The sequence below is a fragment of the Tautonia rosea genome (genome assembly GCF_012958305.1).
Lineage (GTDB): Bacteria > Planctomycetota > Planctomycetia > Isosphaerales > Isosphaeraceae > Tautonia > Tautonia rosea.
Window position 1 is genome coordinate 374972 of sequence record NZ_JABBYO010000005.1, and the last position, 12644, is coordinate 387615.

Here is a 12644-nt window from a genome sequence, read left to right on the forward strand (position 1 = left end):
AACTGAACCGCGTCCCTCGCACACAGGAGTTCCCATGAACCCTATGATTCGCATTCAGAGAAACGCGTTTCGAATCTCCTTTCATGTTCTGGCAGCGGCCCTCCTGCTGACCTCGCCAGACCCAAGCGTCATTGCTTCGGCGACAACCGAGGAGCGTCCTTCGACACACACGTCATTGATCCGGGTGGCCGCAGCTCAACCACGGAATCGGACGATCGATTTCCTGCTGAGCCCTTTGGAAGCTCTTGATCAGGTTGACCGTTCGATCGAGGAATTGGAGCAACTCGTTCACCTGGCCGGTTCCAAGGGTTGTGATGTCCTGGCGTTTCCCGAAGACACCCTTGGACTTCTCAACTGGGAGGCGGCCAACCCAGAGAAACTCGATCAGGTGCTTCCCACCGCGGTGGCTCGGATGCTCGCAAAACTCGGCGATGCGGCCTCATCGCATCAGATGTATCTGGTGCTCTGTAACGACACGATCGACACGGACGGCAACCTGTACAACATGTCGTTTTTCCTCGGGAGAGACGGCAACGAAATCGGACGCTATCGCAAGGTCAATCTAACCATGGCTGAGCAATCGCGGTCACGAGGTGAGAGTTTCCCGGTGTTTTTGACTCCGGACATGGGCACCGTGGGCATGTTGATCTGTTATGACATGGTCTTCCCCGAGGCGGCGCGTTGTCTTGCCCTCCAGGGAGCCGATCTTGTGTTTCATCTGACGCTCGGCGGTGCGGCCATCGGTGACGAAGACGTGAGCCTTGCTGCGTTTCGCACACGGGCCGTGGAAAACTTCATTTACCTGGTCGTGGCCAACCGCGGTGAGGGAAGTATGATCATTGCTCCCACAGGAACGATCCTCGCCACAGCAGAGGGTCCCGACTCACTTGCGGTTGCCGACATTGACCCTTCCACTGGACGAGAGGCTGGCGATGCCATGAACCTTCAGGCAGATATGCGTGGTCGGCTCTTTCGGGAGCGTGTTCCCGGGGCTTACAAGATCTTGACCGACCCCAGGCCTCCGGTCCTTGAGAAGGTCCAGTCCAATGTGACAACCGAGGAAGCCATCCGAATTATGGCAACCGTGTTGACCACCGGCGAGTCGCGCTTCAACGACGCCGTTGCCCTTGGCCGCACTGAGGAAGCGATCCGCATCTTTGAGCAGCTTTGCATCGAGTGTCGCACGTCCTGGATTGATCGCGCTGCCCAGAAGTATTTAAATGATCTTCGGAAACAATAATCCCCATCCAACCGCTGATACCGAACTAATTAACATAAAAACGCTTTCCAAAAACATGATTTTTTCTAGACCTGATTGATGACACTGGAGCCAATGCATCATCCGATGCCCGAGTCTTATTCGATGGTGTCGGGAAGTATGGGGGGTGCGATCGGCTCGGCGTTCGGGAGTGGAGGAGGAAGGATCCACTCGGTCGGGGTCGCGGGAGAGGGGAGGGATTCGGGCCTCCCCATTGCAAAATAAAGACGAACCTGGGCCCGATTGTAGTCGAGCACGGAATCGAGATACGCTTGCCTGGCTCGAGCAAGGGCCTGGATCGGTTGGAGGACCTCGATTGGGCGGGTCGCTTCGGGAAGCCCAGCTCCTCGGCGGATATTGGCAATATTCAGCTCAAGTGATCGGATGGCGTCGGGCACTGCCCGTTCCGCCTCGGCGATTTGGCGAGATGCTGCACGTCGCATTTTCTCGGCCTGGACCACTTCAGCTGCCACCTGGTCCTGGACCTGGAGGACCCGGAGTTTTGCTTCCCGATTTCGAGCGTCGGCCATCTTCATGTACGCTGCGTCTCCGACACCGAGCCCTCGGAGTTCCCAAAACACATTCACATCGGTATCAAAGCGGCCGTCAAAATTTCCGAAAAAGTCATTTCGGCCGCCACCATAACCTCCCCCGGAAACACGCGTCGCAAGGCTCGGAACGAACGGACGTAATCGAGCCTGTTTCAAGCGAATCAAGGTCGCTTCGACAAATTTCCGTTGTTCGGCAAGTTCAGGACGGTTCAGCAGGGCCGTTGTGATCAAGTCGTCTGGCGAGGTGTCGTCTGGAATGAAGCGGAGGATTGATTCGGGAGGCTCGACCGGCCTTACACGAATTCGTGGGTCGAGTCGAGTCCGTCGAGTCAACTCGGCGGATGCCATTTCGAGTAACCCAACTGCCTCGGCCACCTCTCTGCGTTGCAAATCCCGCTCCACGAGACTCCGACGATAATCCGCTTCGAGGCCGAGGCCCGTCCTGGCGAATGAGCTGGTCAGTTCGACAAGCACCTCGGCGTTCTCGGCTGCCTCCGAGGCGATCGCGAGTTTCCCCGAGGCAGCCTGAAGATCAAAGTATGCCTCTGCAACCCCTTGAATTGCATTGTTGACCGCGACCGAGACACCGGCACGCTCAGCATCAACTACCCGTCGGGCTGCCATTGGGAGAAAGATCGCGTCGGAGAGTCTCAAGATCGTTGAGAAGCCTCCCACGTTCGGCGGCCCGCCCGCAGGAACAGGACCGGAGATTCCGTCACCGAGTGCCGCCATCCCACCGACGAACAGGCTGCTTTTACTGATGGTTTGGACAGGCCCTTCGACAATTTGGGCCTGACCGTCGTGTCTCATCCACTGAGGGCCGTAATAGATGCTTGGGAGCCAGGCAGACCGCGCGAGTTGAAGCTCACCGAGTGCTTCCGCAACGCGTTGCCTGGCAATCTGAACTTCGATATCGCGGGCTCCGGCCAACCGTAAGGCATTACCCAGATCGATCGGAAAAACCGCCTGATCGGGAACGAGGGGCTTCCCCGGATCGTCCTGGACTCGAATTTCGGTCGAGAGAGTCGCCCCACCCGACGGTAAGGGAGAACGATCCTGCGGCTGGACAATCTGAGCGGCTTGGAGAGGAGTTCCTCGGAGTGCGGGAGGCAACATCCCTGACGACTCAATCTGAGATGCCGAGGTGGCAAGAACGCTCGGTTCCTGGGCGGCGATTGAGGATGAGAGACACCCTCCAACAAGGGGAATTCGCATGATGAGGCCGAGCAACATCCGTTGCGGAACGGCTCGGGGTGCGTTCCATCGCACGCATACCATGCGTTTCGACCTCCTTGACCTGTTCCGATCCATCCTGATCGTCGCTTGAACTCGCGATCTCAAGGACGATCATGCCCAGTTGCCCTTTCGTTATCGGTGCTCGATATCGAATATCATGAGCCGGTCCTCCAATTGACGTGTTCAGTACGATCATCACGATCCGTCGATTTTGAGACGCCTCGATCATTTGGGGGCTGACCAAGACGCTTTCTTTACGAGATCAGGTGGACGCTTCGATGACCTCGACGGGCTGGCCGGGTACGAGCGCCGAGGGGTCGGAGTCTACCACAGGTTCGATTTCCTGGAGCCCAGAGCGAATCTCGACGCGAGTCCCATCGTTAAGTCCGAGTTCAACAGCTCGACGCTGAACGCGACCATCGACGATCACCATACAGAAGGCTCCTTCCGTCCCATCAATCACGACCGCAGACGAGGGGAGGCTAAGGACGTCATCCCGCTGGTCAGCAATGATGGAAACGTAGACGTACAAACCAGGCTGGAGCATGCGATCAAGATTCTCCAGGTCGATCTCGGCCCGGAGGGTCCGGGTGGCACGATCGAGCGCCCAGGATGAGCGCGTTACACTTCCCTCAAACGTTCGACCCCCAAGAGCCTGGACACGAATCTCGGCTCGGTCTCCCGTGTTGATCAACGGAGCATCAACCTCGGGCACGCCGACGACCACGCGAACAACATCGGTTCGAGCGATCGAGAGCAATGGGTCTCGGGAACCACTGGGATCGGTCAGATGTCCGGTATCGATGAATCGTTTTGTGATTGTTCCCTCGAAGGGCGCAACAATTTGGGTAAACGACCGCATGGCTTCGGCATGACGAACGTCCGCCTGGGCAACCCTGAGATGGGCCTCGCCGACGAGCACGTCTGCCTGAGCTCGCAACAGTTCGGCCTTCGCTTGAAGGTGGCTGGCCTCGGCCAGTTGGATTTGGGCTACCACTTCGTCCCTGGATGCTCTCGCCGATTCCAGTTTGCTGAGTGTTTCATCGCGAAGCCCCTCGGTAATCGCTCGCTCGCTCACGAGGCGTTCGATCCGGTCAAATTCGGCCTGCCAGCGGGTGACCACGGCCTCGGAGCGTCGCATGGCGGCCTTGGCTTGTTCAATCCCGGCCAAGGCGGTGGCGACAGCCGCTTGAGCGACCTCAACCATTGCCTTGGTCTGATCGAGATCCGCGCGATCTTGCTCCAGATGAGCACGTTTACGGTCGAGTTCCGCGTCTAGTTCCGGGGCATCGAGTTCGGCAAGGAGTTGTCCCACCTCAACATGGTCTCCAAGGTCTACGGCCAAGGTCCGGACATAGCCGGAGACTTTCGCCAGTACGTCAGTGGTCTCGAAGGCCTCGATCTGGCCGGGTTCACTCGTGACGCGGCGAATGGTTCCCCGTTCGGGCATTACGGTAGAAACCCGCGCGATTGGGGGCTCGGATGTGGTCTGTGCTTGAACCGGAACGGCATCGCCAGCCGATCCGCAACCCGACAGAGGGACGAGCCCAGATACCAGCATCGAGATGAACAGCCATTGCGTGCATTGAAATCGGGAACGGATCATGACGTGGCTCCCGTGTCTCCTTTGGTCTCGCTTCGGGGATCGGGAATCGGAGCTTGAGAATTCGGTTTGGCAGTCACATCGCCTTGAGGCGGGAAGGATGGAGACAGCGTCGACTCCCGAACCTCAGGACTCGCCACGCCTTCCTGGAGCGTAGAGCTGAGGTGAGAAGAAGGAATACGGACGAAGTGAGGACTCTCCGGATCATCCGGATCAAGCGACGAGGAGTCCCGTCCCACTCGACCCTGAATCAGGGTGAACACGCTCGGGAGCACAAACAGTGTGGAGAGGGTGGCGAACGAGAGTCCACCAATTACAGCTCGACCGAGTGGGGCCGTCTGATCCCCGCCGTCTCCGATCCCGGAGGCCATGGGTAGCATGCCGACGATCATGGTGCCGCTCGTCATCAGGATGGCTCGTAACCGGCCGCGAGCACCAGCCACGGCGGCGTCTTGCGCGGAGAGGCGATCGACGATCCGGCTCCGCTCCGCGAAGGTGACAAGTAGAATCGCGTTGGAAACCGCCACACCGAAGACCATAATTGTTCCCATAAACGACTGAATGTTGATTGTCGTTGTTGTCATCCTCAAACCCACGACCACGCCGGCAATGACTGCGGGGCCAGCCGCCACTGCAACCAGAGCAAGACGGACCGACTGAAAGTTCGCTGTCAGTACAAGCAGGATCACCAGGACTGACATCCCCAGCCCCACTGCAAGACCGCTCAAGATCTCACGGAGAGGGACCAGTTGCCCTCGAACCGCTACGGTCACTCCCTTTGGCGGTTCGCCAGCTCGTTCGATCGCGCGGTCGACTGCCGCAGATGCCCGGCCAAGATCCATGCCGTCGAGGTTGGCCGTGAGAGTCAGGGTCCGTTTCATGTTGTATCGATCGAACTGTCCGGGAACGGAGGACCGCTCAACGCTGGCCACGTCTCGAAGCAGTAATGGGACGCCGTTTCCTTGAGCCTGACGAATCGGGATTGTTCTGATATCATCAAGCGAGGTCATTTCCTGATAAGGGATTTCGATCTGTACCTGATATCCGATCCCCGACTTTGGATCAGGCCAGTAGTTCGGAACAACAAAACGGCTGGACCATGTCGCTGTAATCAACGATCGAGAAATCTCTTCAGGAGTAATTCCACTGAGACCAGCTTTCTCGCGATCAATGGTGACCTGAACCGCAGGATAATCCAGTGTTTGACCGTAGCGAACATCACTCAGGCCAGGTGTGGCACTTAGTTCGGACCGAATTTTTTCCGCATGCCGACGAACCTCAGCAAAGTCGGGGCCACTGACGGCGACCTCGACCGGGGTAGGGGAGCCGAAACTCATTACATCACTGACAAGATCGGCCGGTTCAAACGAAAAGGCGACCGATGGCATTTCGGCGTTCAGTCGCTCCCGGAGTCTGCGTTTCAACTCCTCAATCGTGACGCCGGATTGTTGGTTCAGAGCCACTCGGAGCATCGCCTCTTCCGGACCCCCTGTCCATTGATAAATGGCGTTAATTGGATAGCTTGAAGGAATCAAGCCTGCGTAACCGACCGAGATCTCAATCTCGTCGCGGCCCACTTCGTCTTCAAGAGTCGCGAGGACGTCTCGGATGATCTGCTCGGTTTTCTCAACGCGGGTGCCAGCGGGCGCCTTCAACCTTAGTTGGAACCGTCCCGCATCAACGCTTGGGAAAATTTCCAGACCGAGTTGACGGCCCAGGCCATAGGCGACCAATCCGGTGCCGACAAGGTAGATGACGACTACGGCGGGGGCAATTCGAGTCAGACTTCGGACCAACTCTGCATAGCGGTTAGCGAAGCGGTCAAACAGGCTTAGACGTGAAGACTGAGAATGGGCCTCTCCTCCGTCTTGTCTTCGGACAATCCAGGTCGTCATCACAGGGACAAACGTGCTGGAGAGAATATACGAAGCGATCATCGCAAAGCCAACCGCCAGCGACATTGGGACAAAGAGCGCCCGAGCCGCCCCTTCCATGAAAAACGATGGAATGAAAACAGCCAGAATACAGAGCATGGCGAGTAACCGAGGCAAGGCCGTTTCCAAGGTTCCACGTTTCACCGCGGTTGCCAGGGAGGGGTCTTTCCTCATCCTGACGTGGATATTCTCAATCGCAACCGTTGATTCATCAACCAGCACCCCGATGGACAGGGCTAGTCCTCCCAGTGTCATCAGATTCATCGTCTGACCAGTCAGCCAGAGCGCGAACAATGCAGCCGCGATGGCGATCGGGATATTCAGGACGATGACCAACGCACTTCTCCAGTCCCTCAGAAAGATCAGGACCATTACCCCGATCAATCCAGCTCCGAGTAAGCCTTCGACCCCGACCGACTCGATCGCATTGGTCACGGTTGGAGACTGATCGAACTCGAAACTCACTCGAATATCGTCGGGCAAAACGGCTTGCATTTCCGGAAGAGCGTTCTTCACATTTCGGACGACAGAGAGAGTGGACGCCTCGGCCCGTTTTGTTACGAGGATGTATACGGCTCGCCTTCCATCAACAAGTGCATAACCGACAGTGAGATCGCTTGCATCCTCAACTGTCCCAACATCGCGGAGGTAGATTGTCGGATCAGCTCCGGGTCGGATAGGAATGGTCAGCAATTCCTTGATATCCTTGACCAGTGAATTAACTGGCACGATGGGCATCTCATCGTCAATCCGGATATTGCCCGAAGGACTGATGACATTGCCAGAAGTGAGTGCGCGGATCACTTCATCGGGAGACATCGAATACGACCGTAGACGTTCAGGATCGAGTCGGATGACCACACTTCGCTGGCTTCCCCCGAATGGAGGAGGAGCTGAGACTCCCGTCAAGGCCGCAAACATGGGCCGAACCCGAAACAATGCCTGGTCCTGAATGTCTCCAATCGTCCGACTTTCACTCGATAGAACCAGGTAGCCCACCGGTACACTTCCGGCGTCGAACCGGGTGATGAAGGGAGAGACGGTCCCAGGAGGCATGAAGGCTCGCGATCGAGTCACATAACCAATCGTTTCTGCCATTGCCTGGGCCATATTCGTCCCAGGATGGAAAAAGAGCTTCATGATGGCCATTCCCTGCACATTCTTGGATTCCACATGGTGAATTCCATTGATGTACAGGAAGTGGTATTCGTAGTAATTCGTGAGCAACCCTTCCATCTGCGCCGGGTCCATGCCTCCATAAGGCTGGCAGACATAAACCACAGGCAAATTCAAATTTGGGAAGATATCGATCGGCATTCGGACCGCCGCGAGCACACTTCCCAGGACCACAGCAACGATCGCTACCATGACCGTAAACGGGCGTTGCATCGAGAAGGCAATCGGGTTCATGAAAGAGTTGCTCGTGCAGGCAGAATCGGCGGGGATCGGGGGAGAACGACGGACGTCGGCGCATGCTCATTCGTCGCGATCCGAAACGCTAGGATCATGAGTCGTGTCATCCGGGAGTTGATCGTGCAACACTTCGGAAACCAGTTCGCGAAGCTTCGCCTTGGTCTCCTCGAGCGCCTGGGCTCCCTCCGAAGTTGCTCGATAATATTTTCGTTGCTTCCCATTGACCGTTTCGACGGAGACGGTCAGGAATCCGGCTTCGAGCATCTGGTGAAGCATCGGGTAGAGCGTTCCTGGACCAACCTGATAGCCATGCCGATTCAATTCCTCAATCATTTCTGCGCCAAAGATTGGTTCCTTCACGGCGTGATAGAGAATGTGCATCCGAACAAAACCACCAAAAAACAGCCTGGTCAGTAATTCGCTCATGGCATCGCACCTCGATATTGACTCCCGATCCTATCCGTACAAGAATCTGAGTCGCAAGGGGCCGTTGCGGTTGGAGATGGAATGACCCCGGTCGAAAACGAACGAATCACACATGGAGGGTGACCGATGCAGAATCCGCGACTCATGCTCGTTATGTGGCTTGGTCTGATCACCCCACTCATGGGAGTGGCCGAGGACAATTCAAACCAGATCGCTCGGCTTCTCAGCTTCGACGAGGTGGAAGCCCGGCTTGATGATTCGGATTTTGTGTTGCTCGATGTAAGATCGCGCGAAGAGTACAGCGCCGGGCACCTGCCCGGGGCCCTGTGGGTTGATGCCCGAGAGGTTGAACGGATGGCGGGAGAGCCAGGAGGATTGCAGGACATCGAACGATGGAAGTCCTGGATCAAGCGACTTGGACTGGCTCCGGACTCCGCCGTCTATATCTACGACGCCAACCGCCAAAAAGATGCCGCACGGTGCTGGTGGCTGCTCGGATACCTGGGTGTCGATGAAGTTGGCCTCATCAACGGCGGCTTCCCGCTCTGGCAATCCGAAGGTCGACCCGTCTCGACCGAATCCGTCAGCGTCGAACCACGAACCTTTCCAATCTCAATCCGAGATGATCGGCATGCCGATCGATCCACAGTCCTCGACGCCGTGAATACCGGCTCGGCACAGGTCATTGATGCCCGGAGCGACGGCGAATTTCTCGGCGAGGTTGCCCGGTCGAAGCGAGGGGGGCACGTGCCAACCGCTTGCCAACTCGAATGGAACACTCTGGTTGACGATGAGGGCCGATTCCTTCCTGAGGAGATAATCCGCCCCCGATTGAAGGCGATCGGGCTCGAACCAGGAAAGCCGGTGATCACCCACTGTCAGGGGGGAGGACGAGCCTCTGTCGACGCCTTTGTGCTTCAACGTCTCGGATACCCAAGTAGGAACTATTATCTTGGCTGGTCCGACTGGGGGAACGCCGAAGAAACCCCCGTTGCGACCGATTTTCGTCCTTGAATCCCCCCTTAGCCCCCTCTTCCACAACCGGGGATTATCGGCAGCGAATTGGGGGGTCGAGCTGAAACCTCGAATCGAGGGAGTGCGTTGAGAAATTCCATCGAGGACGTTATCTCGAACGACGTCGAGGAATCGATCTGTCACTACTCGGGAACCTGCCGAGACGAGAGTAGCTCCGACTCGAACTCGGACCAATCCCGAGTCTCTTCATCAAGGATCACTTCAAGACGACTATCACGGCGATACGTTGATGGTCGAAGGTGTGTTTCGTCTTTCACGCGATTGATTGCCCACCAATCATCCTCGCATCGAAATACTCCTTTGAGACGAAGAATCGGTCCGACTCGGGTGAGGAAATCGAACAGCGCGTCCCGATCGAATCGCTCGTCCGGGTGAAAGATCCACCCGCAGGCATGCTGGAGTCCATCGGAATTCTCGAATCTCCTGGGATGCCCCAGAATGGGAGGGGCGTCGATCAGGACAGTGGATGCTGAATGGCCTGACTGGTGCAACACGTCCGATGCCTGACGCTCCTGGTCATGGGCCTTCTGGAAGCGGGGAAGACGTACTCTCGATCCCTCAAGATCAAGCCAATGGAGGGGGATCTGGCCTTGACTCGTCTCCTGAACGAACAGTTTGGGCGGATCAAACTGTTCAACCCATTCTCGACACCCTCGAACGAGTGCAGGGTCTCGGGTATCGGTCCAATTGATGACGATGATGTCTGCCATCTGAATTTGATCGAAGAACATGGGGCTCGACTGGAGTCGAGGATTGGCGAAGTCCTTCGGATCGATCACGCAGAGGGTTGGGCCGAGTTCGAGAAGATGGCCAAAGTGCTCGCCGCGAAGTTGATCGATCATCGCGGCGGGATGACCAACTCCTGTCGGTTCGATGAGGAGCCGATGCGGTTTGGCAGTTCGAATCAACCGAGCCAGCAAGGGAGGCATCAGGAATGCCGTTGAACAGCACATGCAGCCCCCTCCCAGTTCGGCGATCTCAATCTCAGGATCCTGGCCTTCGTAGAGTACATGATCGACCGACACCATGCCGAATTCATTGACAAACACGGCCCAACGTTCTGCGTCGGGACGCTGTCGAATCAAGGCATTGATCGTCGTGGTCTTGCCAGTGCCAAGGAATCCCGTGATCAGGTTGGTCCGAATCCGTTGCAACTCAGCCATTGTGGTGTTGGTCCGGGTCTTTGGGGCGGACTCAAGCTTTTCAATCATCTTATGAAGATCTCAACATAATGTCATACGTATTGGACAATCAACAGAAGGCGCTGGTCAAGTGATCCGAGGCGATGGTACGGGGGTGGGGCTCGGCAGCTCGACCTGGCAAGGTTGTCAAAATGACGCAGATTGTCTGCGACCTGGGATCGGCCCAGGCAAGCGTTCCTGTTGATCCCGTGTGACCGAAGGTCTGATTGGAGCAGCCTTTTCCCCCAAGACTCGATCCAAGAGCGAAGCCGAGACCGCGAGGAGGATTCTCGTCTGCCCGTTGATTCTGGGTCATTGCACGAGCCGTTTCGGGACGGACCACCTTCCCCTCCTCAAGTAGGAATTCAGCCAGGAACCGTGCTACGTCGGGAGCCGAGGCGTGAGCCCCTCCCCAGGGGGCTCCCAGGCTTCGCCAGTAGACACTGTTCCAGTCCCAGCTGCGCGCTTTCGAATCACCCACGCCAGATTCTGGAGCCGCAAGTTCGGTTTGACACGGCGTCACGGCTTCGATCGGAAAGCGACCAAGCCCCAGGGACGAGTGCTTCATGCCGAGCGGCTGGAAGACGGTTTGATCCAGCAGAGTCGCGGTCTCGATCCCGCTGATGCGTCGAGCGATCTCGGTCGCCAGCAAGATTGCCATGCTCGAGTAGCCGTAACGCGTGCCAGGTTCGAAGAGGAGCGGGGTTCGGAGAGCCCTCTCGACGAACTCTTGTAGCGGGGCATGTCGGGCGCGGACGTCATTGTTTTCTGGAAGTTGATCGGGCAGTCCCGAGACGTGAGTCAGCAGATGGCGGATGGTAATCGTTTCCCGTCCTTGCCCAGAGAACTCCGGAAGGTACGTTCGAGCCGGGTCATCAAGAGAAAACGCCCCCTGGTCAAAGAGCGTCATGACCGCAGCCACCGCGATGGGCTTCGAGATCGAGCCCAGGAGGAACAGATCGTTGACGGACTGGGCCGTCCCGAAGTGACGGAGGAACTGCTCTTCGTGCTGGCAGACACAGAGGGTTGCTGCACTTACCTGCCCACTTGCAGTTGCCTGAGCCAGCACTTCCGCAGCGGCCTCGCGTGGGTCAGTATTCGCCTGGATTGTGGTGAGGAGCGGGAGCCCCCATGCGGCCAGCCCACCGGTCTGGAGAAGCGATCGACGTGTTACCATGGAACTCATCTCGCAGGCATCATGAAAATGATTTTGCTCTTGGTTGGGTCTCGTGTCTGTTCCGAGAAGCACGAGTCAGTCAGAGTCACACAACGGACCAAGACAGAGCCTTGAGCAAATTGAATCAGAAAGTGAATTTTCTAATAGAATCAGACATCTCCGAGTTAAAAAACCCTTTGTTTTTATGAATTTTGCAACCGTTCACCGCATTGATTCAGAATTTGGAAGGCAACCTGATTGGGGTGGTAACCGCCGGGAAGCCGGACCAGAAGTTTCCCGAGTCGATCACAAAGGTTCTTTACTTCGCTGAACGCGTGACTTGACCATCGAATGGCAAAGAGCACCAGAACGACCTCCGGACGTGAGCTCACTGGTTCGAAGGTCGCAACGGACTGGTGCTCTCGTGTTTCGATCCAGACCAATTCGTCGAGACCGAGCCCCGAAACCAGAGCGTTCTGTGCCTCAGGACGCCGATCACCTCCGATCAACACGATCGAACGCCCCGCGAGCAATCGACCGACTTCGGCAATCTCGCCTGTGGGTTTCGGAATGTGATGCGATGGACTGGAATCGTCCACACACGCCGGATAACGGTCGATTTCCCGGAGATCGAGACGGAATCCTGAAGGTAGGTGTGCCTGTTCGGGAAGCTCATCAATGATGGGCACAAGCAACTCGCGAATCGCTCGGTCACTCGGTGGGACTTCGGATTTGACTAGCTCGGTGACGATATTGATCAACACCTGCCACTCCTCCTCCTCACTTCCCTCACAGCGATTGGTTTCCTAAAGATGGCCAAGCTCTGCAAGGTGGGTCTGTTTTCTAAGGGC

9 protein-coding genes are annotated in these 12644 nt (G+C 56.9%); 2 read left to right on the top strand and 7 right to left on the bottom strand.

All coding sequences use genetic code 11. From position 1 onward, the window contains the following. Positions 1-34: 34 nt before the first annotated feature. Complete coding sequence (locus HG800_RS11170; RefSeq protein WP_169976695.1) at positions 35-1240, top strand: carbon-nitrogen hydrolase family protein; 1206 nt, start codon at positions 35-37, stop codon at positions 1238-1240. 116 nt (positions 1241-1356) lie between these two features. On the opposite strand, the gene HG800_RS11175 is transcribed toward HG800_RS11170, so the two are convergent. The 4 genes from HG800_RS11175 to HG800_RS11190 form a co-directional block, all read right to left on the bottom strand. Then, positions 1357-2925 (bottom strand): TolC family protein, encoded by a 1569-nt coding sequence (locus HG800_RS11175; RefSeq protein WP_169976696.1) that lies wholly within the window; start codon positions 2923-2925, stop codon positions 1357-1359. 382 nt (positions 2926-3307) lie between these two features. Then, complete coding sequence (locus HG800_RS11180; protein ID WP_169976697.1) at positions 3308-4495, bottom strand: efflux RND transporter periplasmic adaptor subunit; 1188 nt, start codon at positions 4493-4495, stop codon at positions 3308-3310. A 152-nt stretch (positions 4496-4647) separates the two neighbouring features. Beyond that, positions 4648-7992 carry an efflux RND transporter permease subunit gene (locus HG800_RS11185; protein ID WP_169976698.1) on the bottom strand — a complete coding sequence of 1115 codons (3345 nt, stop codon included), beginning with the start codon at positions 7990-7992 and terminating at the stop codon, positions 4648-4650. Between the two features lie 66 nt (positions 7993-8058). Then, positions 8059-8421 carry a PadR family transcriptional regulator gene (locus HG800_RS11190; RefSeq protein WP_169976699.1) on the bottom strand — a complete coding sequence of 121 codons (363 nt, stop codon included), beginning with the start codon at positions 8419-8421 and terminating at the stop codon, positions 8059-8061. 126 nt (positions 8422-8547) lie between these two features. On the opposite strand from HG800_RS11190, the gene HG800_RS11195 reads away from it, so the two are divergent. Then, a complete protein-coding gene (locus HG800_RS11195; RefSeq protein WP_235963600.1) occupies positions 8548-9435 on the top strand; it encodes a sulfurtransferase in 888 nt (295 codons plus the stop codon). Between the two features lie 143 nt (positions 9436-9578). Here the strand turns inward: HG800_RS11195 and HG800_RS11200 are convergent, their stop codons facing one another. The 3 genes from HG800_RS11200 to HG800_RS11210 form a co-directional block, all read right to left on the bottom strand. Continuing rightward, positions 9579-10667, bottom strand: coding sequence for a CobW family GTP-binding protein (locus HG800_RS11200; RefSeq protein WP_206352216.1), 1089 nt, complete (start codon positions 10665-10667; stop codon positions 9579-9581). Positions 10668-10707: 40 nt separating this feature from the next. Continuing rightward, positions 10708-11814 (bottom strand): serine hydrolase domain-containing protein, encoded by a 1107-nt coding sequence (locus HG800_RS11205; protein WP_169976700.1) that lies wholly within the window; start codon positions 11812-11814, stop codon positions 10708-10710. 182 nt (positions 11815-11996) lie between these two features. After that, a complete protein-coding gene (locus HG800_RS11210) occupies positions 11997-12557 on the bottom strand; it encodes a hypothetical protein (protein ID WP_169976701.1) in 561 nt (186 codons plus the stop codon). Positions 12558-12644 lie beyond the last annotated feature (87 nt).

Coding starts and splice junctions, on each gene's coding strand:
- HG800_RS11170 (WP_169976695.1), top strand. CDS start 35: ATGAACCCTATGATTCGCATTCAGAGAAACGCGTTTCGAATCTCCTTT.
- HG800_RS11175 (WP_169976696.1), bottom strand. CDS start 2,925: ATGTTGCCTCCCGCACTCCGAGGAACTCCTCTCCAAGCCGCTCAGATT.
- HG800_RS11180 (WP_169976697.1), bottom strand. CDS start 4,495: ATGCCCGAACGGGGAACCATTCGCCGCGTCACGAGTGAACCCGGCCAG.
- HG800_RS11185 (WP_169976698.1), bottom strand. CDS start 7,992: ATGAACCCGATTGCCTTCTCGATGCAACGCCCGTTTACGGTCATGGTA.
- HG800_RS11190 (WP_169976699.1), bottom strand. CDS start 8,421: ATGAGCGAATTACTGACCAGGCTGTTTTTTGGTGGTTTTGTTCGGATG.
- HG800_RS11195 (WP_235963600.1), top strand. CDS start 8,548: ATGCAGAATCCGCGACTCATGCTCGTTATGTGGCTTGGTCTGATCACC.
- HG800_RS11200 (WP_206352216.1), bottom strand. CDS start 10,667: ATGATTGAAAAGCTTGAGTCCGCCCCAAAGACCCGGACCAACACCACA.
- HG800_RS11205 (WP_169976700.1), bottom strand. CDS start 11,814: ATGGTAACACGTCGATCGCTTCTCCAGACCGGTGGGCTGGCCGCATGG.